20 protein-coding genes are annotated in these 24,728 nt (G+C 67.9%); 10 read left to right on the top strand and 10 right to left on the bottom strand.

Annotation, left to right across the window (positions count from 1 at the left end; all coding sequences use genetic code 11):
* Window positions 1-4 precede the first annotated feature (4 nt).
* The 8 genes from QT386_RS05110 (at window position 5) to mfd (ending at window position 11,609) form a co-directional block, all read left to right on the top strand.
* Window positions 5-1,129 carry an ABC transporter ATP-binding protein gene (locus QT386_RS05110; protein WP_289272666.1) on the top strand — a complete coding sequence of 375 codons (1,125 nt, stop codon included), beginning with the start codon at window positions 5-7 and terminating at the stop codon, window positions 1,127-1,129.
* Window positions 1,130-1,161: 32 nt separating this feature from the next.
* Window positions 1,162-2,040, top strand: a complete 879-nt coding sequence (locus QT386_RS05105; RefSeq protein ID WP_301334178.1) for an ABC transporter permease subunit — start codon at window positions 1,162-1,164, stop codon at window positions 2,038-2,040.
* Window positions 2,037-2,855 (top strand): ABC transporter permease subunit, encoded by an 819-nt coding sequence (locus QT386_RS05100; RefSeq protein ID WP_289272664.1) that lies wholly within the window; start codon window positions 2,037-2,039, stop codon window positions 2,853-2,855. Before QT386_RS05105 ends, QT386_RS05100 begins: the two co-directional genes overlap by 4 nt.
* Window positions 2,856-2,963: 108 nt before the next feature.
* Window positions 2,964-5,555, top strand: a complete 2,592-nt coding sequence (gene clpB / locus QT386_RS05095; RefSeq protein ID WP_367401394.1) for an ATP-dependent chaperone ClpB — start codon at window positions 2,964-2,966, stop codon at window positions 5,553-5,555.
* A 313-nt stretch (window positions 5,556-5,868) separates the two neighbouring features.
* Complete coding sequence (locus QT386_RS05090) at window positions 5,869-6,117, top strand: FeoA domain-containing protein (RefSeq protein ID WP_289272662.1); 249 nt, start codon at window positions 5,869-5,871, stop codon at window positions 6,115-6,117.
* Window positions 6,114-7,955 carry a ferrous iron transport protein B gene (feoB, locus tag QT386_RS05085; protein WP_289272661.1) on the top strand — a complete coding sequence of 614 codons (1,842 nt, stop codon included), beginning with the start codon at window positions 6,114-6,116 and terminating at the stop codon, window positions 7,953-7,955. The genes QT386_RS05090 and feoB overlap by 4 nt, the downstream gene beginning before the upstream one ends.
* Before the next feature lie 4 nt (window positions 7,956-7,959).
* Entirely contained in the window at window positions 7,960-8,205 is a 246-nt protein-coding gene (locus QT386_RS05080; RefSeq protein ID WP_289272660.1) for a hypothetical protein, read from the top strand.
* 62 nt (window positions 8,206-8,267) lie between these two features.
* On the top strand, window positions 8,268-11,609 hold the full coding sequence (gene mfd / locus QT386_RS05075) for a transcription-repair coupling factor (RefSeq protein WP_289272659.1): 3,342 nt from the start codon (window positions 8,268-8,270) through the stop codon (window positions 11,607-11,609).
* Between the two features lie 136 nt (window positions 11,610-11,745).
* Here the strand turns inward: mfd and QT386_RS05070 are convergent, their stop codons facing one another.
* On the bottom strand, window positions 11,746-12,723 hold the full coding sequence (locus QT386_RS05070; RefSeq protein WP_289272658.1) for a nitronate monooxygenase family protein: 978 nt from the start codon (window positions 12,721-12,723) through the stop codon (window positions 11,746-11,748).
* A 90-nt stretch (window positions 12,724-12,813) separates the two neighbouring features.
* Here QT386_RS05070 and QT386_RS05065 point away from each other — a divergent pair, with 90 nt between their 5' ends.
* Window positions 12,814-13,371 carry a PadR family transcriptional regulator gene (locus QT386_RS05065; RefSeq protein ID WP_289272657.1) on the top strand — a complete coding sequence of 186 codons (558 nt, stop codon included), beginning with the start codon at window positions 12,814-12,816 and terminating at the stop codon, window positions 13,369-13,371.
* A gap of 3 nt (window positions 13,372-13,374) precedes the next feature.
* Here QT386_RS05065 and QT386_RS05060 read toward each other — a convergent pair whose 3' ends face one another.
* The 9 genes from QT386_RS05060 to cysM all read right to left on the bottom strand — a co-directional run bounded on the left by QT386_RS05060 (window position 13,375) and on the right by cysM (window position 21,884).
* A complete protein-coding gene (locus QT386_RS05060) occupies window positions 13,375-15,489 on the bottom strand; it encodes a bifunctional diguanylate cyclase/phosphodiesterase (RefSeq protein WP_289272656.1) in 2,115 nt (704 codons plus the stop codon).
* A gap of 81 nt (window positions 15,490-15,570) precedes the next feature.
* Window positions 15,571-16,314, bottom strand: coding sequence for an S-methyl-5'-thioinosine phosphorylase (locus QT386_RS05055; RefSeq protein ID WP_289272655.1), 744 nt, complete (start codon window positions 16,312-16,314; stop codon window positions 15,571-15,573).
* Entirely contained in the window at window positions 16,315-16,872 is a 558-nt protein-coding gene (locus tag QT386_RS05050; RefSeq protein ID WP_289272654.1) for a hypoxanthine-guanine phosphoribosyltransferase, read from the bottom strand.
* Complete coding sequence (gene nagZ / locus QT386_RS05045; RefSeq protein ID WP_289272653.1) at window positions 16,869-17,843, bottom strand: beta-N-acetylhexosaminidase; 975 nt, start codon at window positions 17,841-17,843, stop codon at window positions 16,869-16,871. Before nagZ ends, QT386_RS05050 begins: the two co-directional genes overlap by 4 nt.
* Window positions 17,836-18,312, bottom strand: coding sequence for a L,D-transpeptidase (locus QT386_RS05040; RefSeq protein WP_289272652.1), 477 nt, complete (start codon window positions 18,310-18,312; stop codon window positions 17,836-17,838). The genes nagZ and QT386_RS05040 overlap by 8 nt, the downstream gene beginning before the upstream one ends.
* The gene (locus QT386_RS05035; protein WP_289272651.1) at window positions 18,296-18,781 is read right to left on the bottom strand and encodes a CYTH domain-containing protein; all 486 of its coding nucleotides are present in this window, start codon (window positions 18,779-18,781) and stop codon (window positions 18,296-18,298) included. The genes QT386_RS05040 and QT386_RS05035 overlap by 17 nt, the downstream gene beginning before the upstream one ends.
* A 10-nt stretch (window positions 18,782-18,791) precedes the next feature.
* Entirely contained in the window at window positions 18,792-20,114 is a 1,323-nt protein-coding gene (rlmD, locus tag QT386_RS05030; protein WP_289272650.1) for a 23S rRNA (uracil(1939)-C(5))-methyltransferase RlmD, read from the bottom strand.
* Window positions 20,115-20,118: 4 nt separating this feature from the next.
* Window positions 20,119-20,901, bottom strand: a complete 783-nt coding sequence (locus QT386_RS05025; RefSeq protein ID WP_289272649.1) for a 3'-5' exonuclease — start codon at window positions 20,899-20,901, stop codon at window positions 20,119-20,121.
* A gap of 92 nt (window positions 20,902-20,993) precedes the next feature.
* Window positions 20,994-21,884 carry a cysteine synthase CysM gene (cysM, locus tag QT386_RS05020; protein WP_289272648.1) on the bottom strand — a complete coding sequence of 297 codons (891 nt, stop codon included), beginning with the start codon at window positions 21,882-21,884 and terminating at the stop codon, window positions 20,994-20,996.
* 42 nt (window positions 21,885-21,926) lie between these two features.
* Here cysM and QT386_RS05015 point away from each other — a divergent pair, with 42 nt between their 5' ends.
* Window positions 21,927-24,191 carry an ATP-binding protein gene (locus QT386_RS05015; RefSeq protein ID WP_289272647.1) on the top strand — a complete coding sequence of 755 codons (2,265 nt, stop codon included), beginning with the start codon at window positions 21,927-21,929 and terminating at the stop codon, window positions 24,189-24,191.
* The last annotated feature ends 537 nt before the right edge of the window (window positions 24,192-24,728 follow it).

Genomic DNA, 24,728 nt, shown 5'->3' with positions numbered 1-24,728 from the left:
CGCCATGGGTGCTCCCGCGCCGGACAAGGACGCTGCCAGCAAGGTCGGCTACCTGCGTATCCAGGAGGTTCGCAAGGAGTTCGACGGCTTCGTCGCGTTGGAGGACGTGAGCCTCAGCATCAACCGCGGCGAGATCTTCGCCCTGCTGGGCGGCTCCGGCAGCGGCAAGTCCACGCTGCTGCGCTGCCTGGGCGGCTTCGAGACCCCCACCGCGGGGCACATCCTGCTGGACGGCCAGGCCCTGGGCGACACCCCGCCCTACGAACGGCCGATCAACATGATGTTCCAGTCCTATGCGCTGTTCCCCCACATGACGGTGGAGCAGAACATCGCCTTCGGCCTCAAGCAGGACAAGCTGCCCAAGGAACAGATCCGCCGGCGCGTCGAGGAGATGCTGGAGCTGGTCAAGCTGGAGGCGCTGGCCAAGCGCAAGCCGCACCAGCTCTCCGGCGGCCAGCAGCAGCGCGTGGCGCTGGCGCGCTCGCTGGCCAAGGGGCCGAAGCTCCTGCTGCTGGACGAGCCCATGGGCGCGCTGGACAAGCAGTTGCGCACGCAGATGCAGCTGGAGCTGGTGGAGATCATCGAGACCTCCGGCGTCACCTGCGTCATGGTCACCCATGACCAGGAAGAGGCCATGACCATGGCCACGCGCATCGCCCTGATGGAGAACGGCCGCATCCGCCAGGTCGGCACGCCCGACGAGATCTACGAGCAGCCCACCAGCCGCTTCTCGGCCAGCTTCATCGGCTCGGTCAACCTGATCGAGGGCGTGGTGAAGGACGACGAGAAGGACTACGTCACCATCGCCACCCCGGCTTTCCCGGAGCTGGTCTACGTCGGCCACGGCATCTCCGGCTTCGAGGGCCAGGAAGTGGCCTTCGCCCTGCGCCCGGAGAAGCTGCGCATCGGCAAGAAGGAGCCGGATCAGCGCTACAACAAGGCCAAGGGCGTGATCCAGGACATCGCCTACTTCGGCAGCCACTCGGTCTACCACGTGAAGCTGCCGAGCGGCTTCAAGTTCATGGCCAACTTCACCAACCGCCACCGCTGGGACAGCGACAACCTCACCTGGTACGACGAGGTCTGGGTCTCCTGGGGTGAGGAAGACGGCGTGGTGCTGAGCTCGTGAACGAGGAGCTGCGCGCCGCGCTGCGCCGCTGGATGCCGCAGCCCCGCTGGGGCGTGATCGCGGCACCCTACCTGTGGCTGATCCTGTTCTTCGCGATCCCCTTCCTGATCGTGCTGAAGATCTCGTTCACGCGCATGGCCATCGCCATGCCGCCGTATACACCGGTGCTGGAGTACATCGACAACGCACTGACGCTGCGCCTGAACCTGGCCAACTACCTCAAGCTGTTCAGTGATTCGCAGTACGTGGTGGCCTACCTCAGCTCGGTCAAGATCGCCGCCATCTCCACATTGCTGTGCCTGCTGATTGGCTACCCGATGGCCTACTCCATCGCCCGCATGAGCCCCACATCGCGCAACATCGCCCTGATGCTGGTGATCCTGCCGTCCTGGACCTCCTTCCTGATCCGCGTCTACGCCTGGATCGGCATCCTCGACGGCAACGGCATACTCAACCGCCTGCTGATGGGCATGGGCCTGATCAGCGAGCCGCTGCAGATCCTCTACACCCCGGCAGCGGCCTACATCGGGATCGTCTACTGCTACCTGCCGTTCATGATCCTGCCGCTGTACGCCACCCTGGTGAAGCTCGACCACCGCCTGCTGGAGGCCGCCTACGATCTCGGCGCCCGTCCCTGGCAGGCCTTCTGGCGCATTACCTGGCCGCTGTCGCGGGCCGGCGTGATCGCCGGCTGCATGCTGGTGATGATCCCCGCCATCGGCGAGTTCGTGATCCCCGAGATGCTGGGTGGACCGGACACCCTGATGATCGGCCGTGTGCTGTGGAGCGAGTTCTTCAACAACCGCGACTGGCCGGCCGCCTCGGCCGTGGCCACCGTGCTGCTGCTCCTGCTGCTGATCCCCATCGTCATCTTCAACCGCCAGCAGCAGCGGCAGATGGAGGCCCGATGAAAGCCTCCGCCGGGCAACGCTGGGCGGGCCGCTCGGTCCTGCTGCTGGGCTTCGCCTTCCTGTACCTGCCGATCCTGCTGCTGATGGTCTACTCGTTCAACGAGTCGCGCCTGGCCACGGTCTGGTCCGGCTTCTCCACCAAGTGGTACGGCGAGCTGTTCCGCGACCGCCAGATCCTGGGCGCCGCCTGGGTCAGCCTGAAGATCGCCTTCTGGACCGCCTGCGCCGCCACCGTGCTCGGCACCATGGCCGCACTGGTGATGACGCGCTTTCACCGCTTCCCCGGCAAGACCGCCTTCGGCGCCCTGATCACCGCCCCGCTGGTGATGCCCGAGGTGATCCTGGGCCTGTCGATCCTGCTGATGCTGGTCTCGGCCGGCGCCATGCTGGGCATCCCCTCCAAGGGCGTGATCGCCATCTGGATCGCCCACGTCACCCTGACGCTGTCCTTCGTCACCGTGGTGGTGTCCTCGCGCCTGCAGGAACTGGACCGCTCACTGGAAGAAGCCGCGATGGACCTGGGCGCCAACCGCCTCAAGGTGTTCTTCCTGATCACCCTGCCGATCATCGCGCCGTCGCTGGTATCCGGCTGGCTGCTGGCCTTCACCCTGTCGCTGGACGACGTGGTCATCGCCAGCTTCCTCGCCGGCCCGGACTCCACCACCCTGCCGATCAAGGTCTTCTCGTCCGTGCGCCTGGGCCTCAGCCCCAAGATCAACGCACTGGCGACGCTGATGATCCTGATCGTATCGCTGGGCGTGGTGGTGGGCTGGTGGCTGACGACGCGGCGGGAGCGGGAACGGAAGGCGGCCTAGCCGTCCGTCCGCCAGCGCTGCCGGGTGCAGCGGGAGGGCCTTGAACCCGCCCCCAAAGCCTCCAGATTCAGGTCAGTACCATTGACCGAGTGACCCCTTGCCATGCGCATGGACAAACTGACCAGCCGCTTCCAGCAGGCCCTTGCCGACGCCCAGTCCCTGGCCGTGGGCCGGGACAACCCGCATATCGACCCGGCGCACCTGCTGCTCGCCCTGCTCGACCAGGACAGCGGCTCCACCCTGCCTCTACTGCAGCGCGGCGGGGTCAATACCGACCTGCTGCGCACCCGCCTCTCCCGGGCCGTGGAACAGCTGCCCAAGCTGGGCCAGGCCACCGGCGAGGTCAGCGTGGGCCCGGACCTGTCGCGCCTGCTGAACCTGACCGACAAGCTGGCCCAGCAGAAGAAGGACCAGTTCATCTCCAGCGAGCTGTTCGTGCTGGCGGCGGTGGACGACAAGGGCGCCACCGGCGAGGCGCTGCGCGCCGCCGGCGCCCGCAGGGAGCTGCTGGAGAAGGCCATCGAGCAAGTGCGCGGCGGGCAGAAGGTGGACTCGGAAAACGCCGAGGACAACCGCCAGGCCCTGCAGAAGTACACCATCGACCTCACCGCCCGCGCCCAGGCCGGCAAGCTGGACCCGGTGATCGGCCGTGACGAGGAGATCCGCCGCGTCATCCAGGTGCTGAGCCGCCGCACCAAGAACAACCCGGCCCTGATCGGCGAGCCCGGCGTGGGCAAGACCGCCATCGTGGAAGGCCTGGCCGCGCGCATCGTCAACGGCGAGGTGCCGGAGTCCCTGAAGAACAAGCGCGTGCTGACGCTGGACCTCGGCGCGCTGATCGCGGGCGCCAAGTTCCGTGGCGAGTTCGAGGAGCGCCTGAAGAGCGTGCTCAACGAGCTGGCCAAGGACCAGGGCAGCGTAATCCTGTTCATCGACGAGATCCATACCCTGGTCGGCGCCGGCAAGGCCGACGGCGCGATGGACGCCGGCAACATGCTCAAGCCCGCGCTGGCGCGCGGCGAGCTGCACTGCGTGGGCGCCACCACGCTGGATGAATACCGCAAGTACATCGAGAAGGACGCGGCGCTGGAGCGGCGCTTCCAGAAGGTGCTGGTGGGCGAGCCTAGCGTGGAGGACACCATCGCGATCCTGCGTGGGCTCAAGGAGCGCTACGAGGTGCACCACGGCGTGGACATCACCGACGGCGCCCTGATCGCCGCGGCCAAGCTGTCGCACCGCTACATCACCGACCGCAACCTGCCGGACAAGGCCATCGACCTGGTGGACGAGGCCGCCTCGCGCATCCGCATCGAGATCGACTCCAAGCCGGAGGCGCTGGACCGCCTGCACCGCCGCCTGATCCAGCTCAAGATCGAGCGCGAGGCCCTGAAGAAGGAAGACGACGAGGGCGCGCGCCGCTCGCTGGCCGAGCTGGAGAAGAACATCGCCGGGCTGGAGCGCGAGTACTCCGACCTGGAAGAGAAGTGGAAGGCCGAGAAGGCCTCCGTCGCCGGCTCGGCCGGCGTGAAGGAGGAGCTGGAGCGCGCCCGCCTGGACCTGGAGGCTGCCCGCCGCGCGGGCGACCTGCAGCGCATGGCCGAGCTGCAGTACGGCCGCATCCCGGAGCTGGAGCGCCGCGCGGCGCAGGCCACGGCCGCCCCCGAGGGCGCGCCGAAGAAGTTCGAGCTGCTGCGCAACTCGGTGACCGAGGACGAGATCGCCGAGATCGTCGGCCGCTGGACCGGCATCCCGGTTTCCAAGCTGCTGGAGGGCGAGCGCGAGAAGCTGCTGCGCATGGAGGACGAGCTGCACCGGCGCGTGGTGTCGCAGGACGAGGCGATCAGCGCTGTGTCCAACGCCATCCGCCGCTCGCGCGCCGGCCTGTCGGACCCCAACAAGCCGATCGGCTCCTTCCTGTTCCTGGGCCCCACCGGCGTGGGCAAGACCGAGTTGTGCAAGGCGCTGGCCAATTTCCTCTTCGACACCGAGGAGGCGATGGTGCGCGTCGATATGTCGGAGTTCATGGAGCGCCACTCCGTGTCGCGCCTGATCGGCGCGCCGCCGGGCTACGTCGGCTACGACGAGGGCGGCTACCTCACCGAGGCGGTGCGGCGCCGGCCCTACTCGGTGATCCTGCTCGACGAGGTCGAGAAGGCCCATGCGGACGTGTTCAACGTGCTGCTGCAGGTGCTGGACGACGGCCGCCTGACCGACGGCCAGGGCCGCACCGTGGACTTCCGCAACACCGTGCTGGTGATGACCTCCAACCTCGGCTCGCAGATGATCCAGGAGATGCTGGGCAAGCCCGACGAGGGCCGCCCGGAGTACGACGTGATCAAGGAAGCGGTCATGGGCGTGGTCGGCAGCCACTTCCGCCCGGAGTTCATCAACCGCATCGACGAGGCGGTGGTGTTCCATCCGCTGGGCGCGGCGCAGATCCGCGCCATCGCCAAGTTCCAGACCGCGCGTGTGACCCAGCGCCTGGCGGAACGCGGCATCGGCCTGGAGTTCAGCGACGCGGCCCTGGACCTGCTGGCCCAGGCCGGCTACGACCCGGTCTACGGGGCGCGCCCGCTCAAGCGCGCGATCCAGGCCTTGGTGGAGAACCCGCTGGCGCGGGAGATCCTCGACGGGCGGTTCGCGACCGGCGACCGGGTGAAGGTGGAGTCGGCGGACGGGAAGCTGACGTTCACCCGATAAGGCCTCGTCTGTCCCCTCTCCCGCTAGCGGGAGAGGGTGGCCCGAAGGGTCGGGGGAGGGTTTCTGTAGAACAGACGGCGGCTGGCCAAGGATCGCCTTACAGAAACCCTCTCCTCAGCAATTGCTCGCTGCATTGCCCTACCTCGGGCATCCGTGCCCTCGCCCCACCTCTCCCGCAAACGGGCGAGGGGACCTGGCGCCGAATCCCGCCTCAGCCTCGCTGGGGCGGGATTTTCCTTTTTTTGCTCCGTAGGCACCCTGCGCCTTCAAGAGGTACAATGCAAATCATTCTTATCTAGATGTCGCCAGCCCCATGACCCTGTCCGAGCTGCCCCGCAACATCCCCGCCGTCGTGGTCGGGGTCCAGGATGTCTCCGCTGGCGATCCCATCGCCGTGCGCCTGCGGGAGCTGGGCTTCGTCGCCGGCGAGCCGGTGCGCATCACCGCGCATGGCCCGGCGGGCCGCGAGCCGCTGCTGGTGCAGATCGGCTACACCCGCTTCGCCCTGCGCCGCGCCGAGGCCGCGCGCGTGTCCGTGAAGCTGGCGGAGGCCCAGGCATGAGCGAGTCGGCAGCCCTGCGCGTCGCCCTGGTCGGCAACCCCAACTGCGGCAAGACCGCGCTGTTCAATCGCCTCACCGGCAGCCGCCAGAAGGTGGCGAACTACGCCGGCGTCACCGTGGAACGCAAGGAAGGCCGCTTCGCCGCACCCTCCGGCCGCCACATCCAGGTGCTGGACCTGCCGGGCGCCTACAGCCTGGCCGCCACCAGCCCCGACGAGGCCGTGACCCGCGACGTCTGCCTGGGCCAGTTCGAGGGCGAGGCCCGCCCTGACCTGCTGGTCTGCGTGGTCGACGCCACCAACCTGCGCCTGCACCTGCGCTTCGTGCTGGAACTGCAGCGCCTGGGCCTGCCGATGGTGCTGACCCTGAACATGTGCGACGCGGCGGAGCGCCGCGGCATCCGTATCGACGTGGCCAAGCTGCAGGCCGGCCTCGGCATCCCCGTGGTGCAGACCGTGGCGGTGCGCCGCAACGGCGCCGAGTCGCTGGTGCAGCAGCTCGACAGCCAGATGCCGCTGCTGCCGGCGCCGCTACCCGAGGGCGCGGACCTGCACGCCGAGGTCAGCCGCCTGCTGTTGTCGGCCGTCAGCGTGCCGGAGCGCACGGCGCGCGTCGATGACGCCATCGACCGCGTGGTGCTGCACCCGGTGTTCGGCCTGGCGCTGCTGGCCGTGCTGATGTTCATGATCTTCCAGGCGGTGTTCTCCTGGGCCGCGCCGCTGATGGATGGCATCGACGTGGGCGCCGCCTGGCTCGGCACCGCGGTAGGCGACGCCATGCCCGAGGGCCTGCTCAAGAGCCTGATCGTGGACGGCATCATCGCCGGCCTGGGCGGCGTGATCATCTTCCTGCCGCAGATCATCATCCTGTTCCTGTTCATCCTGCTGCTGGAGGAATCCGGCTACCTGCCGCGCGCGGCCTTCCTGCTGGACCGCCTGATGGTCGGCGCCGGCCTCACCGGCCGCAGCTTCATCCCGCTGCTGTCCAGCTTCGCCTGCGCCATCCCCGGCATCATGGCCGCACGGACGATCCAGGACCCGCGCGACCGCCTGGCCACGATCCTGGTGGCACCGCTGATGACCTGCTCGGCGCGCCTGCCGGTGTATGCGCTGCTGATCGCCGCCTTCATCCCGCAGCAGAGCGTGGGCGTCTTCAACCTCCAGGGCCTGGTGCTGTTCGCGCTCTACGCCGCCGGCATCCTCAGCGCACTGCTGGTGGCCTACGTCATGAAGTGGACCCGCCGCGACCACAGCGAGCATTCGCTGCTGCTGGAGCTGCCGAGCTACCGCCTGCCCAACCCGGCCGACATCGCCATCGGCCTGTGGGAGCGCGCCAGCATCTTCCTCAAGCGCGTGGGTACCATCATCCTGGCGCTGACGATCATGCTGTGGTTCCTATCCACCTTCCCGGCACCGCCGGCCGGCGCCACCGGCGCGGCCATCGACTACAGCCTGGCCGGCCAGATCGGCAAGTGGATGCAGCCGCTGTTCGACCCCATCGGCTTCAACTGGCAGATCTGCATCGCGCTGATCCCGGGCCTGGCGGCCCGCGAGGTCGCGGTGGGTGCGCTGGCCACGGTTTATGCACTCTCCTCCACGGAAGACGACCCCTCCGGCTCGCTGATCCCGATCATCGCCGACCAGTGGACCCTGGCCACCGCACTGTCGCTGCTGGCCTGGTACGTCTACGCCCCGCAGTGCCTTGCCACGCTGGCCACGATCCGCCGCGAGGGCGGCGGCTGGCGCACCGTGGCCATCGCCGCCGGCTACCTGTTCGGCCTGGCCTACCTGGCCTCGCTGATCACCTACCAGGTCACCCTGGCGTTGACAGCGGGCTGACGCCATGACCGCCTACGCCCTGTTCGAACTCTCGGTGATCGGCGGCGCCCTGCTGCTGAGCCTGTGGGTCGTGCTGGGCAAGCTGGCGCCCCACTGGCGCGCGACGCTGGTGGCTCGCCTGCGCGGCCAGCCGCCGCCCAAGCCCGGCTCCGCCGGGGGCTGCGGCAGCTGCAACAGCTGCGGCAGCTGCGACACCCCCAAGACGCCTGCCGCCAAGGACGAGAAGCCGGTCCGGTTCCACGGCCGCTGAGCGGATGAGATAATGACCGGCTCCGCCGCACCCTGCGCGGCATCCGTGGTCTATCTGCTGTCATGTCCGCCGAATCTCCTGCAACTGCCCCCCTTTCCAGCGCCGCACAGGCGCTGGCCGCCGTGGACCTGGCGCTGGGCCGCGACGGACCGGTCGTGGTGCTGGCAGGCAACGAGCAGCAGGCCCACCGCCTGGAGGAAGACCTGCGCTTCTTCCTCTCCGGCCGCCTGCCGCTGCTGCACCTGCCGGACACCGAGGTCCTGCCCTACGACCAGTTCTCGCCGCACCAGGAGATCCTGTCGGATCGCCTGCGGGCGCTCGCCCGGCTGCCGGAACTGCAGCGCGGCATCCTGCTGGCGACGGCCGATGCGTTGATCTACCGCCTGCCGCCGCGCGACTGGCTGTCGGGGCGCAGCTTCCAGCTCGAGGTCGGCGACAAGCTGGACCCGCTCGTCTTCCGCGAGCGCCTGGTGGCCGCCGGCTACCAGTCGGTCTCCGAGGTGCAGACCCAGGGCGAGTTCGCCGTGCGCGGCGCCCTGGTGGACCTGTTCCCCATGGGCAGCAACACGGCCTTCCGCATCGACCTGTTCGACGACGAGATCGAGACGATCCGCAGCTTCGATCCGGAAACCCAGCGCAGCCTCGACAAGGTGGAGGAGATCCGCCTGCTGCCGGCACGCGAGTTCCCCACCGACCGCGAGGGCATCGAGACCTTCCGCCGGCGCTACCGCGAGTACTTCCCCGGTGACCCGGCGCGCTCGCAGATCTACGCCGAGGTCAGCCGCAAGCTGATGCCGGGTGGCATCGAGGCCTACCTGCCGCTGTTCTTCAACCACACCCACGGCCTGCTCGACTACCTGCCGCCCGGCTCGATCCTGATGCCGGTGGCGGACCTGGAGCAGGCGCTGCAGACCGACTGGCAGCAGATCGAGGAACGCTACGAGCGCTACCGCGGCGACATCGAGCGGCCGCTGATGAAGCCGGTGGATCTCTACCAGGAGCCCACCCAGGCGCTGCGCGAGATGGCGCTGTACGAGACCCGCCATGCCGGGATCGACGCCTCCGCCCCGCCTGCCAGCGTGGACGACCTGCGTGCCTGGCTGAAGCAGACCACCGCCCGCGTGCTGTTCGTGGCCGAGTCACCAGGCCGCCGCGAGGCGGTGCTGGCCTGGCTCAAGCCGCTGGGCCTGCAGACGCGTGAGTACAAGGACTGGGCCGAGTTCGCGGCCGACGGCAAGCGCTACGGCATCGTGCTTGGCCCGCTGCAGGACAGCTTCCGCTATGCGTCCGACAGCATCGCCGTCATCTCCGAGTCGCAGCTGTTCGGCTCGCGCGCGCCGATGCAAACACGGCGTGGCCGCGCCAAGGTGCGCGATCCCGAGACCATCCTGCGCGATCTCTCTACCCTGTCGCTCGGCTCGCCGGTGGTGCACGTGCAGCACGGCGTGGGCCGCTACCGGGGCCTGGAGAAGCTCGACGCTGGCGGCATCGTCGCCGAATACCTGCTGCTGGAATACGCCGACGGCAAGCGCTACGTGCCGGTGGGCTCGCTGAACCTGATCCACCGCTACACCGGCAGCGAGGACGACAAGGCGCCGCTGCATGCCCTGGGCTCGGAGCGCTGGTCCAAGGCCCAGGCCAAGGCGCGCGAGAAGGCGGCGGACGTGGCGGCGGAGCTGCTGCAGATCCAGGCACGCCGCGCCGCCAAGCCGGGCATGGCACTGGAGTTCGACGACGACGAGTACGCCCGATTCTGCGACAGCTTTCCGTTCACGCCGACGGCCGACCAGCAGAAGGCCATCGACGCCGTGCTGGACGACCTGCGCAGCGAGAAGACCATGGACCGCGTGGTCTGCGGCGATGTCGGCTTCGGCAAGACCGAGGTGGCGCTGCGCGCCTGCTTCGCCGCCGCCCGTGCCGGCCGCCAGGTCTGCATGCTGGCACCGACCACGCTGCTGGCCGAGCAGCACGCCAAGAACTTCGCCGACCGCTTCGCCGGCTGGCCGATCCGGGTCGGCAGCCTGTCGCGCATGCGCACCGCCAAGGAACAAACGGCGATGCTAAAGGAGCTGGAGAGCGGCGCGCTGGACATCGTGATCGGCACGCACCGCCTGCTGCAACCGGACGTGAAGTTCAAGAACCTGGGCCTGGTGGTGGTGGACGAGGAGCACCGCTTCGGCGTGCGCCACAAGGAGGCGTTGAAGAACCTGCGCGCCGAGGTGGACCTGCTGACGCTGACCGCCACGCCGATCCCGCGCACCTTGAACATGTCGCTGGCCGGCCTACGTGACCTGTCCATCATCGCCACGCCGCCGCCCTCGCGCATCGCCATCAAGACCGCCGTGCACGAGTGGAACAACACGCTGGTGTACGAGGCCTGCCTGCGCGAGCTGCGCCGCGGTGGGCAGGTCTACATCCTGCACAACGAGGTCAAGGACATCGAGCCGTTCTCGCGCAGCATCCAGGAACTGGTGCCCGAGGGACGCGTGCGCTATGCCCACGGCCAGATGCGCGAGCGCGAGCTGGAACAGGTGATGCTGGATTTCTACCACCAGCGCTTCAATATCCTGATTGCCACCACGATCATCGAATCCGGCATCGACGTGCCGACCGCCAACACCATCGTCATCGACCGCGCCGATACCCTGGGCCTGGCACAGCTGCACCAGTTGCGTGGCCGCGTCGGCCGCTCGCACCACCGCGCCTATGCCTACCTGATGGTGCCGTCCAAGCGGTCACTGTCTGCCGACGCGCAGAAGCGACTGGACGCCATCGAGACCCTGGGCGACCTGGGCTCGGGCTTTGCGCTGGCCACGCATGACCTCGAGATCCGTGGCGCCGGCGAACTGCTGGGCGAGGACCAGACCGGCCAGATCGAGGAAGTGGGCTTCACCATGTACGCCGACCTGCTGGCGCGCGCCGTCAAGGCGATCCGGTCCGGCAAGATCGACGACAGCCCCTTTGGCCGCTCCGACTGCGAGGTGGACCTGGGCGCCTCCGCCCTGATCCCGGACGACTACATCCCCGACGTGCACGCGCGCCTGACGCTGTACAAGCGCATCGCCGAGGCGGGCACCGATTCAGAGCTGGATGAACTCAAGGTGGAGATGATCGACCGCTTCGGGCTGCTGCCGCCGGCGGCGGAGCGCCTGTTCGACGCCACGCGCCTGCGCATCGCGGCGCAGGTACTGGGCCTTTCGCGGCTGCGCGCCGGCGCACGTTCCGCTGCCTTCGACTTCGGCCCGCAGACGACGATCGACCCGGTGAAGATGATCAAGCTGATCCAGACGCAGCCCAAGCACTGGAAGCTGGAAGGCCAGAAGCGTCTGCATTGGTATGCGAACCTGGAGAAGGTGGAGGAAAGGGCGGAGATGTTGTTAAAAGCGATGAGCGGACTGAAGTAGCCGCCCTCTTTTCATCCCTCTCCCGCTTGCGGGAGAGGGATGAAAAGAGGGAGAGGGTTTCTGTAAATCCTGGTGGAGCCAGCCCTTCCAAGATTTACAGAAACCCTCTCCCGCAAGCGGGAGAGGGGAAAATACTTTAGCTCACCGCCAGCCTTTCCCGCGCCCCGCGATACTCCCGCTTCAGCCGATTCATCAGCGCCTCCACCGTCTCGATCTGCTTGACCGCGCCGATCCCCTGGCCGCAGCCCCAGATGTCCTTCCAGGCCTTCTTGCCGACATCGCCGATCTCGCCGCTGGCGGCGGCGCCGAAGTCCATGTCGGACGCGCTGCCCTTCGCCAGCGCGTCCGGATTCAGGCCGGCATTGACGATGGAGGGGCGCAGGTAGTTGCCGTGCACGCCGGTGAAAAGGTTGGAGTAAACGATGTCGTCCGCGCCACAGTCCACGATCATCTGCTTGTAGCGCTGGTCGGCGTTGGCTTCCTGCGTGGCGATCAGCGCCGAGCCCATGTAGGCCAGGTCCGCGCCCATCGCCTGGGCCGCCAGGATGGCATTGCCGTTGGCAATGGAGCCCGACAGCAGCAGCGGGCCGTCGAACCACTCGCGGATTTCCTGGACCAGCGCGAAGGGCGACAGCGTGCCGGCATGGCCGCCGGCACCGGCGGCCACGGCGATCAGGCCGTCGGCGCCCTTCTCGACGGCCTTCTTGGCATGGGTGTTGTTGATGATGTCGTGCAGCACGATGCCGCCATAGGAGTGCACCGCCTGGTTGACCTCCGGGCGTGCGCCTAGCGAGGTGATCACCACCGGCACCTTGTACTTCACGCAGACCTCGAGATCGTGCTGCAGGCGCGTGTTGGACTTGTGCACGATCTGGTTCACGGCATAGGGCGCGGCCGGCGTATCCGGGTGGGCCTGGTTCCAGGCGTCCAGTTCCTCGTTGATGCGCTTGAGCCAGACCTCGAGTTGATCGGCCGGGCGTGCGTTCAACGCCGGGAAGGAGCCGATGACGCCGGCCTTGCACTGGGCGATCACCAGGTCCGGGTTGGACACGATGAACAGCGGGGCGCCGACGACCGGCAGGCGAAGGTTCTTGAACTGGGCGGGGAGCGCCATGACATTCTCCATATGCAATATATTGCATATCCTTGCACGGACGAGGATCATGTGCAATATGTTGCATATAAGGCCATCCAGGAGCCCACCATGTCCCTGAAGAACGCCATTCTCGTGCTGCTGGAGGGCAAGCCCGGCACCGGCTACGACCTCGCCCAGCGCTTCCGCGGCGGCATCGGCCAGTTCTGGACCGCCTCGCACCAGCAGATCTACCAGGAGCTCAAGACCCTGGGTCAGGACGGGCTGGTGGAGTTCGAACTGCAGGAGCAGGCCTCGCGGCCCGACCGCAAGCACTACCGCATCACCGCGCCCGGGCGCGCGGCGCTCAAGGACTGGCTGCAAGCCACCTGGAAGCCGGAGCGGCTCAACAGCGCGGCGCTGGTGCGAATCTATGCGGCCTACCTCGCGGACCAGGGGCCGGTCCTGGCCGAGATCGAGCGCAACCTGGAAGAGAACCGCGCCAAGCTGGACGAATACCTGGCGCAGGAGGCCTCGCATCTGGCCCGCACAGGGCGCACCAGCCGCCGCCAAGCGCTGGTATACGTGTCGTTACGCTTCGGCATCCGCCACCTGCGCAACTGGCTGGAACTGCTGGCCGAGGTGCGGGCGCTGCTGACCGAAGGCCGCGTGCCCGACCGCCCTGCCTAGGGCTTAGCCACTCAACAATTCCTCGAACGGCCGCGCCTTCGAGATGGCATGGCCCTGGATCCAGTCCACGCCGATGCCGCGCAGGGCGTCGACCAGCTCCTGGTCTTCCACATGCTCGGCGATGGTCTTCAGACCCATGTCATGGCCGATGCGGTTGATCGCCTCCACCATGCCGCGATCCAGGCGGTTGGCCTTCATGGAGCGCACGAAGCTGCCGTCGATCTTCAGATAGTGCACCGGCAGGTTGCGCAGGTAGGAGAAGGACGCCATGCCGGAGCCGAAGTCGTCCAACGCGAAGCGGCAGCCCAGTTCGGCCAGGCGCTCGATGAAGGCGCGGGCCTCGCTCAGGTGCGTGATCGCGGCGGTCTCGGTGATCTCGAAGCAGAGTTGCTGCGGCATCACGCCGGACTCGTGGATGCGCTCCACCACGTAGTCCAGGAAGCGCCGGTCGCCCAGCGACAGGCCGGAGATGTTGATGGCGTAGATGATGCCGTCGTTGCGCCAGGCGATGCCTTCCAGCGCGGCATTGACCACCCAGCGGTCCAGCGCGCTCATCATGTAGTAGCGCTCGGCCGCGGCGATGAATTCCGTGGGCGGCTGGATTTCGCCGCGGTCGCCGCGGATGCGCAGCAGCAGCTCGCGGTAGACCACCTCGCCCAGCGCGTCGGCGCGCACCACGTCCTCGTAGTAGAGGCTGAACTGGTTGTGGTCCAGCGCGCGGTTGATCCGCGCCACCATGCTCATCTGGTTGTAGCGGCGCGCGGCTTCGTCGTTGTCTTCCGCCAGGCGCACGCGGTTGCGTCCGTCCTCCTTGGCGGCGTGGCAGGCGGCGTCGGCTAGCGACATCGCACGCGAGCTATCGGGCGTACGCGGATTGAGGGTCACCGCGCCCATGCTCGCGGTGGTGCCGAAGCTCTGGCCCTCCCAGACGAAGCGATTGTTGCTGGCCGCTTCGAGCAGGCTTTCCAGCAGCGGCATGCCTTCCGACACGCGGATGTTTTCCAGCAGCACGCCGAACTCGTCGCCGCCCAGGCGTGCCAGCGCGTCCTCGGGGCGCAGCGAGGCGCGGAACACGCCGGCGATCTGGCGCAGCATCTCGTCGCCGGCGAAATGACCGTGCACGTCGTTGACGATCTTGAACTGGTCCAGGTCGATGTAGCACAGCAGATGCTCGGAGCCCTCGCTGCGGGAGCGGGCAAGCGCCAGGTTGACGCGGCGCTCGAACTCGTCGCGATTCAGCAGACCGGTGATCGGATCGTGCGTGCTGCGGTAGGCCAGTTCCTCCGACAGCAGGCTCATGCGGGTGTAGTCCTCGAATACCACCACCGCGCCGCTGATGTCGCCGTCGGCGCGCAGCAGGGCACCGGCCGAGCAACGCAGGTTGAGGCGGCGGCCGTCGCGGGTCAGCGACTGGTGCTCCGAGGAGATGCGCGCGGCGCCGCCCTGCAGGCACAGGCGCACCGGGTTGCGCGAGGGGCCTTCCGGCGACAGCAGGCGCAGCACGCGCTCGTGCGTCTGTCCCAGCGCCCGGGCGCGCGGCCAGCCGGTCAGTTCCTCGGCCCGCTCGTTCATGCCGACGACCAGGCCCTGCTCATCGGTCTCGATCACACCCTCGCGCATCAGCGCCAGGCCGATGGCGCTGTAGCCGGCCTGCCCGCCACCCGTAGCGGACAGGCTGGACTCGCCGCGGCGCTCGTGGAGCTCGGCCACCAGGCAGCCGGCGTCCGGCGAAGGACGGGTAAGGACCAGGCGATGCGGCCGGGTCAGAGAGCCCAGTTGCAGGCGCACGTCGAGCTCGAAGCGGCGGTCCACCTGCAGGGCGGCAGCCGCCGCCAGGATCGGATCGCGGTCGCTGAAGTCAAACAACTCCTCCAGCTTGCGCCCCTGGGGAGGCAGCTCGGGCACACCCAGCAGGGCGTTCATGGCGTCGTTGACGCAGAGGATGCGGCGGTCGGTATCCAGCAGGGCCGCCGGCAGGGCGGACAGGCGGAAGGCCGACAGGAAGAAGGCGCCCAGGCGCTCGGAGTACCCCCCCGCCCCACCTGCCAGCCGCAGTTCCCCCCGGTCGCCGGTGATGGCAGCCCGGGAGGCGGCAGGGTTTAGTCTATGGGGCGGCATGGAACGGGGCGCGGGGCTCCTGCAGGTCCGGGGAGGATAGCGCAGCCAGACCAGAAGGGCGCCCCCGAATCAGGGCCTTGGTCACAACTTGGGCAGGGTCTCGGCGAGAGTGGCACGCACCCGACCCATGCCGGTCTCGATGGACTGGTGGATCTCGGCATGGATATCGCCCAGCCCCATGACACCGGCGGCCCAGTTGACCGATACGGCCAGGCAGGCGTAATCCAGCTTCAGCTCCCGGGCCAGGGCGGCCTCGGGCATGCCCGTCATGCCGACCATGTCGCAGCCGTCGCGCTGCATGCGGCGGATTTCCGCGACCGATTCCAGGCGCGGCCCCTGGGTCACGCCATGGACCCCTGCGCCCATCGTGACGCCGGCGCGGCCGGCAGCCTCGGCCAGGACCTGGCGCAGGCGCTCCGAATAGGGCTGGGTGAACTCGACATGCTCCAGGCCCGAGCCTTCGCGGCCGTCGGAATAGGTGTGCTCGCGGCCCCAGGTGTAGTCGATGATGTCCGCCGGCACCGCCACGGCCCCCGGCTCGAACCAGGGCGCGATGGCGCCCACCGCCGCGATGGCGACGACACTCTGCACCCCGGCCTCGCGCAGCGCCCAGATGTTGGCGCGATAGTTGATCGCATGCGGCGGCAGCTTGTGGCCCTCACCGTGGCGCGCAAGGAAGATCGCGCGGGTGCCGTAGACGCGACCCTCCAGCAGCGGCGCGCTGGGCGCGCCATAGGGCGTGGACAGCTCGATGCGGCGCTCGATCTCCAGGCCCGGCCATTGGTTCATGCCGGTGCCGCCGATCACGGCGATCTTGGTGCTCATTTACATTCCTTTTACAGCGTAGATCGCCGGCAGTTGCCGCCAGTATTCCTTGTAGTCCATGCCGCAGCCGAAGACGTAGCGGTCCACCAGTTGCAGGCCGATGAACTCGGCATGCGCCTCGGGCGCGCGGCGGTCATGGATCTTCTCCGCCAGGACGGCCACCTTGAGGCTGGCCGGCTGGAACTCGGCAAGCGCCTTGCGGATGGCCACCATCGTGTGGCCCTCGTCGAGAATGTCGTCGATCACCAGCACGTGGCGGCCCTTGAGCTCGCGGTCCGGCTGGCGCTTCCACAGCAGGCCGCCGCCGGCAGTGGCGCCGCGGTAGCGGGTAGCGTGGAGGTAGTCGATCTCGAAGGCGAAATCGAGGCGCTGGGTGATCTCCGAGGTGGCATGCAGGCCGCCGATCATCACGCAGAGGATCAGCGGGTTCTGGCCGATGTACGCCTCGCGGATGCGCTCGGCGAGGCGGTCGTAGGCCAGGCGCACCGTCGCTGCGTCATGCAGGCAGTCGGCCTCGGCGAGGACCTGGTTGGCGTGTTCGGCCGCGGCGTCGCTCACTTGGGCTCCCTGCGATAAAGCTTCTTCAGGCGCTCGCTACCGGCCTTGGAGGGTTTCACGTCCTTCAGGGCGTCCAGCAGCGCCACGGCCGCGGCGCGGTCGTTGCAGACCGGCAGCATGTCGCAGCCGGCGGCCAGCGCCAGGCGGGCGCGCTCTTCCATGGTGCCGACGGCAGCAGCGCCATTCATCGACAGGTCGTCGCAGAACAGCGCGCCTTCGAAGCCCAGCTCGCCGCGCAGGATGGTCTCGATCCATTTCACCGACAGCGATGCCGGCGTCTGGTCCACCGCAGGGTAGCGGATGTGAGCCATCATCAAGGATTCCACGCCCTCGTCGATCAGGCGCTTGAAGGGCACCAGGTCGGTGGCGCGGATCTCTTCCTCGCTGCGACGATCGATCGGCAGTTCCAGGTGAGAGTCCGCCGCGACGGCGCCGTGGCCGGGAAAGTGCTTGCCAGTGGCCGCCAGTCCGAGTTCGTTCAGGCCGCTGCGGAAGGCACTGGCCAGGCGCACGATGGTCTCGGTGTCCTGCGAAAAGGCACGGTCGCCGATGATGGTGCTGACGCCGCAGTCGCGGTCCAGCACCGGGGCAAAACACAGGTCGATGCCGTAGGACGAGATCTCGCGTGCGATGGTCAGGCCCTGCTCGCGCGCATCCACACAGGCTCGCTCGGCGTCCTCGATGAACAGCTTGCCCAGCGAGCCCATCGCCGGAATGCGCGAGAAGCCCACGCGGAAGCGCTGTACGCGCCCACCCTCGTGGTCCACCGCCAGCAGCAGGCGCGGCGACTTCTTCACCGCCAGGATGCCATCGCACAGCGCCTTGAGCTGTTCCGGATCGCGATAGTTGCGCGTGAACAGGATGACGCCGCCGACCAGCGGATGCGACAGCACCTCGCGGTCCTCGGCCGTCAGTTCCTGGCCGGGCACGTCGAGCATCAGCGGGCCGATGAGAGCGGATTTCTTACTCATGGATTTCAACTTCGGTACCTGCCGGGACAAGATCGAACAGTTCAATGACGTCTTCATTGCGCATGCGCACGCAGCCATGGGAGCCGGGCTTACCCAACTCGGTCACCGGTGGCGTGCCGTGAAGATAGATGTAGCGGCGGAAGGTGTCGACGCAGCCCAGCCGGTTGCGGCCGGGCTCACGGCCGCAGAGCCAGAGGATGCGGGTCAGCATCCAGTCACGCTTCGGTTGGCGCTGGTGGCCTTCCGGCGTCCAGGTCTCGCCCGTGTGGCGGCGCGCCACGAACACCGAGTTGATAGGCTTGCCGGCGCCGATCTTGGCGCGCACGTAGTGCCTGCCGCGCGGCGTGCAACCGCTGCCCTGAATCTCGCCGGGGCCATTGGCGCCGGTGGAAACCGCGTATTCCTTCAGCAGTCGCTCGCCTTCGAGCAGCCGCAGGCGCTGGCGCGTCAGGTCAATGTCGATCTTCATCGGGCCAGGTCCGCCAGGGATGCAGGGCGAGATGATGATTGTAGTAGCGCCGGTCGTCGGTCAGCTCGCGGCCCAGCCAGGCCGGCTTGCCGAAGGGCTGGTCGACGCTGCCGAGCTCGATCTCCGCCACCACCAGGCCGGCGTTGTCGTTGATGAACTCGTCGACCTCCCAGGTCAGGCCGTCGATCTCGATGTAGTGCCGCGTCTTCTCCAGGCGGCCGACGCAGAGCTGGTCGAGCATCTCGCGCGCCTGGGCGGCGGGGATGTCGTACTCGTACTCGGCGCGGGCGGCGCCGACCACGGCAGCCTTGATGTTCAGCTTGGCGTCCTCGCCCTCCAGGCGCACGCGCACCGAGGCCTTGCCGCCCTCGCCCGCCAGGTAGCCCTGGCGCATGGCCAGGGACCGGCTCACCTGGCTGCGCCAAGCATCACCCGATACGAGGAACTTGCGCTCGATCTCCAAAGGCATGGCTTTCTTCCTAGAGCTCGAACAGTGCCATGCTCTCGACATGGCTGGTGTGGGGAAACATGTCCATCACGCCAACCCGCGTCAGGCGATAGCCGTACTCGTTCACCAGGGTGCCGGCGTCGCGCGCCAGCGTGCCCGGGTGGCAGGAGACATAGACAATGCGCTTCGGCTTGCGGCTGGCCACTGCCGGCAGGATCTCCTTGGCACCGGCGCGCGGCGGATCGAGCAGGACCTTGTCGAAGGGCTGCTGCAGCCAGTCCACGTTCGCGTCGGTCCGAAACAGGTCGGCCTTCTCGAAACGGATGTCGGTGATACCGTTGCGCTCAGCATTCTCGCGGGCACGCTGCACCAGCTTGGCCTCGCCCTCGGCGGCGATCACGCGGGCGCCGGCACGGGCCAGCGGCAGCGAGAAGTTGCCCAGGCCGCAGAACAGTTCCAGCACGCGCTCGCCCGGCTGGATGTCCAGCCATTCGATCGACTGGCGCACGGCCTTCTGGCTGATGCCGCTGTTGACCTGGATGAAGTCGGAAGGCTGGAAACGCAGGCGCAGGTCCGAGCCATCCGGAGAATACTCCAGCGGCGGTGTGGCCGGGTCCAGCGGCGTGATCGTGTCGGGGCCGCCCGGCTGCAGATAGATTTCCAGCCCCTGGGCCTCGCCGAAGGCGGCGAGCTTCTCGCGATCCTGCGCGGTGGGATCCTGCAGCACGCGGTACACCAGGGCCACGTGCTCGCCGCAGGCCAGTTCGATCTGCGGCACCTTGTCGGCGATGCTGAGCGTGTCCACCGCCCGGCCGATGTCGCGCAGCTTCAGGCCCACGCGCGGATCCAGGACAACGCAGGATTCCAGCATCGACATGAAGTTGCTGTTGCGCTCGCGGAAGCCCACGCGCACGCCGCCCTTGGTCGGCAGGCGCTTGGCGCCCAGGCGCGCGCGGCGGCGGTAGCCCCAGGCCGGACCCCGGATCGGCTCCATCACCGTTTCCGGCGTGACCTTGCCGATGCGCTGCAGGCCGTCCAGCAGCTGCTTCTGCTTGAACTCGATCTGGCGGTCGGCGGCGAGGTGTTGCATCGAGCAGCCGCCGCAGGTGCCGAAGTGCGCGCAGCCGGGCTCGACACGGTCCGGCGAGGCACGGTCGACTCGCGTCACCTGCCCTTCGTCGGCGTCGCGGGTCACGCTGGTGTAGCGGAACTGCACCAGTTCGCCCGGGAGCGAGTCGGCGATGAAGGTGGCCTTGCCGTTGACGCGCGCGAAGCCGCGGCCGTCGCTGTCGAGGTCGATGATCTCGGCGGCGAACTCGCCGGCGGGGAGCGGTTTTTTCTTGCGGTGTGTCATGAACTCAGCCTGCGTTCCAGGCTTCCAGGAATTCCTTCCAGTGTGCCGCGCCGCTGGCGCGCAGGAATTCCTTCACTTTGTCGATTTCCTGCTCGAGGCCCGCCTTGTCCAGCAGGCCACGCATGTGCTGGAAGCGCAGGTAGACCAGCCAGGTGTTGAGCACGTCGGTCTCGCAGTAGGCGCGGATGTCCGGTAGCTTGCCGTCGCGGAAGGCGTCGAACACCATCGAGCCATCCATGCCCAGCTTGCCCGGCAGGCCCAGCAGCAGCGCGATCTCGTGCAGCGGCGCATTCTGGCGGCCGGTATACATCGCCAGCACGTCCATCAGGTCGGTGTGGCGGAACTGGTAGCGGCCCAGGTAGTTGTCCCACTTCGCCTCGCGGTCGAAGTGACCGGTGTCCCAGTAGCGCGGGGCCTGCACGCCGTGGATCAGCGCGCGGTAGTGCAGCACCGGCAGGTCGAAGCCGCCGCCGTTCCAGGACACGATGATCGGGCGGTATTTCTCGATGCCGTCGAAGAAGCGCCGCACCAGCTCGGCCTCGTCGCTGGACTCCTCGCCCAGGGACCAGCAGCGGAAGGTCTCGCCCTGGCGCAGCGCCACCGAGATGGCGACGATGCGCTGCAGGTGCGCCGGCTGGAAATCATTGCCCTTGGCGGCGGTGCGCAGCATGCGCATGGCGGCGGCAACCTCGCCGTCGTTCATGCCCTCGAGCCCGTAGATGCGGCGGCCGCCCTCGAGATCGGGGACGGTCTCGATGTCGAAGACCAAGGTGGTTTGGCTGGCCATGACTCAGTCCGCAAATGAACGCGAATCAACGCAGATGGGCACGCACCGGAATTCGCGTTCATTTGCGTTCATTCGCGGACTGCCATTCTTTCTCAAGAGGGAAAGACGCCCGTCGAGATGTAGCGGTCGCCGCGGTCGCAGACGATGCTGACGATCACCGCGTTCTCCACCTCGCGGCAGAGTTGCAGTGCCGCCCACAGGGCGCCGCCGCTGCTGGGGCCGCAGAACAGGCCCTCGATCCGCCCCATGTCGCGCATGGTGTTCTCGGCGTCGGTGGCGCTGACTTCGATCACGCGATCCACGCCGCGGCGATCGAAGATCGTCGGCAGGTAGGCCTCGGGCCATTTGCGGATGCCGGGGATCGAGCTCTCGCCGTCGGGCTGCACGCCGATCACCTGGATCGCCGGGTTCTTTTCCTTGAAGAAGCGCGAGCAGCCCATGATGGTGCCGGTGGTGCCCATCGACGACACGAAATGCGTGATGCGCCCGCCGGTGGCCTGCCAGATCTCCGGGGCTGTGCCCTCGTAGTGGGCACGCGGGTTGTCCGGGTTGCCGAACTGGTCCAGCACCCTGCCCTTGCCCTGCGCCTGCATCTCCAGCGCCAGGTCGCGGGCGCCTTCCATGCCCTGCTGCTGGGTCACCAGGATCAGCTCGGCACCGAAGGCCTTCATCACCGCGCGGCGCTCCACCGAGAGGTGCTCCGGCATGATCAGCACCATGCGGTAGCCCTTCACGGCTGCCGCCATCGCCAGGGCGATGCCGGTGTTGCCGGAGGTGGCCTCGATCAGGGTGTCGCCGGGCTTGATCTCGCCGCGCTCCTCGGCGCGCCGGATCATGGAATACGCCGGCCGGTCCTTGACCGAGCCGGCGGGATTGTTGCCCTCCAGCTTCACCAGCAGGGTATTGTTGCCGGTACCGGGCATGCGCCGGAGCTGGGCAAGCGGGGTATTGCCGATAAAATCGGCGAGCGAGGGAAAGTTCATGGCGTCTATTGTAGGGTTTGCCGATACGCTGCGGGGCATTGGATGAGGCTCAAGAGCCTCTGGCAGCAGCGCGTGGCCGGCTGGCCCTGGCTCCTGGTCCCCGGGGGACTGGTCTGGGCACCCGGGTTCCTGCTGATCCGCGAATCCCCGGTGGCCATCGCCCTCTGGCTGGCCCTGGGCGCCCTGGGCCTGGTCCTGTCCCTGGTGGCCAGCCGCAAACTGGGGCAGGCCCAGCGCGGCCAGCTGGACGTGCTCAAGCAGCTCGCCGCCGGCCGGGTGGAAACCCGGGCCGCCGCCGACCTGCCCGGCCTGTCGGGCGAACTGAGCCTGCAGATCAACCAGACCGGGCGCCTGCTGGCCCAGTACCGCGACCAGCTGGACCAGCAGGTCGGCCAGGCCACCACCCGCCTGCGCCAGGACCTGCAGCGGGTCCACGAGAAGAGCGAGCTGCTGCGCCGCTCCCTGGCCGACAGCCAGGACTCGGCCCGGGCCCAGTCGGAGCTGTTCTCCAACCTGTCGCACGAGCTGCGCACCCCCCTGACCGCAATCCTGGGCTACGCCGACCTTCTGCGCCGCTCCGGCCTCAACGAGGAACAGCGCCAGCAGCTCAATACCCTGGACAAGTCGGCGCGCTCGCTGCTGACGATGATCAACGACCTGCTGGACTGGAGCCGCATCGAGGCCGGCCACCTGCGCCTGAACGAGGAGAACTTCGACCTGCAGGACACGGTGGAGGACACCACCTCCCTGCTGTCCCCGCTGGCCTACGAGAAGGTGCTGGAGCTGGTGCAGATCGTCTACCACGACGTGCCGCAGAAGCTGGTGGGTGACGGCCCTCGCCTGCGCCAGATCCTCACCAACCTGATCTCCAACGCCATCAAGTTCACCGAGAACGGCGAGGTGGTGCTGCGCGTGATGCGCGAGAAGGAGGAAGGCGAGCGCCTGTGGCTGCGCTTCGCGATCTCCGACACCGGCGTGGGCATCGCCCCCGAGCAGCAGCGCCGCCTGTTCCAGCCTTTCCACCAAGTGGGCCGCAGCGCGCGTGGCGGCAGCGGCCTGGGCCTTTCGATCACCCGCCGCCTGGCGGAGCTGATGGGTGGCCGCGTGGAGTTGGAGAGCACCCTGGGCAAGGGCTCCATCTTCAGCGCCGTGCTGCCCTTCCGCGGCACCGCCGAGAAGCCGGCACCGCAGCCGCTGCAGCAGAAGTCCGCCTGGTTGCACGAGTCGCATCCCATCGCCCGCCTGGCGCTGACCCACTGGCTGGAGTTCTGGGGCATGGAGGTGCGCGCCTTCGACTCGGTGGAGCGCCTCAACGAGGCCCTGCTGCATTCCACGCGCCTGCCGGACGTGGCGATCGCCGGCCTCAAGGAGATCGAGGCCGACGAGCAGTCCGTTCTGGAACTCTGCGGACTGTGCCGCCAGCACCGCCCACCGCTGCTGATCCTGGTGGCCTCCGCCTCGCTGGACGTGCACCAGACCCTGCGCGAGGCTGGCGCCGGTGCCTGTCACGCCAAATCGATAGGCCGGCGCATGTTGCAGAGCGAACTGCTGCGCCTGATCTCGCCGCCGGAGGATCAGCAGGAGCGCCCGCTGTCCGACAAGCTCGCGCTGGTGGCCGACAACAACATCGTCAATCGCCGCTACATCGCCGCGCTCTGCACCAGCCTGGGCCTGGAAGTGGTGGAAGCCAACGACGGCCGCGAGGCGTTGACGCTGTGGCGGCGCAGCCCGGGTGACTACCTGCTGCTGGACGCGCACATGCCGGAGATGGACGGCCCGAGCTGCGCGCGCGAGGTGCGCAAGCTGGAAGCGGAAGGCAAGGCCGCCACGCGCAGCCGCATCCTGGCGATCAGTGCCTACCTGGAACCGCACGAACGCCGCGACTTCCTGGAGGCCGGCGCCGACGAGATCCTGTTGAAACCCTTCGACGAGCGCCAGTTGCTGCGCGCCCTGGTGCCGGCTACCAACACGACCAGCGCGCCAGTCTCGACCATGCTGACCGAGGACCCGGACCTGCTGGCGCTGCTGCGCGAGGAACTGCCGCACCAGTTCGCCGCGCTGGAAACCGCCTGCGCCGTCAACGACCTGGACCTGGCGCGGGAATCCGCCCACACGGTCCACGGCACTGCGGCCTTCTATCACCTGACCAGCCTGCGCCAGAGCACGGCTGCCCTGGAACACAGCCTCAAGCGCGTGCAGGCCATCGCCGGCGATCCGCATATCGCCGAGCAGGTGCATGCGGTGCGCACGGCGGTGGCCGAGACGCTGACGGCGATTGCGCGAAAGAGCGTGGCGACGCGGGGGTGAGGACGTTCTTGGGGATGCCGGCGACGACGCCGGTCAGGTATCGTGAATCTCCGAGGGTTTATTTCGCCTAAGGGCGACTGACCTTTCCTCGCCTAGAGGCGCCTACTGTTGGTGCTTGTGCAAATAAAGGTAAGCAAAAGAAAGTACACCCTCCATCGGCGGCCCCGCCGAAGCGGGGCAACCCGCCCGGCGGTCGGTCGCCACAGGTCGGGCTCACAGGCCATCCATGGCCTGAGGTCCCTCGGCCGGACATCCTGTCCGGCTCGCCCCTGCGCCCGACCACCGTACGGGCGCTTCTGGAAGGGGCCCGAACGTCAAAAGCATTCGCTCCCGCTCACCAAGACTTCGGAAGAGTGATTCCAAAGACACTTCATATGATCTCTGTCAGATCAGAAAAAAGCCTAAAGCCCCTCTGCCCTTGCGGGAGAGCAACTGTCTTAAGGGGTCGCCAGTTCGGTCTGTTGGAGGAGGAGTTCGTCTCGACGCCTGGCATTGAGGATCACCAGGAGTTTGCGCATGCAGGCGACCAGGGCGACC

Origin of the sequence: Solimonas sp. SE-A11 (assembly GCF_030345715.1) — a bacterium.
Lineage (GTDB): Bacteria > Pseudomonadota > Gammaproteobacteria > Nevskiales > Nevskiaceae > Solimonas_A.
This window is presented reverse-complemented; position numbering and strand designations above follow the sequence as displayed.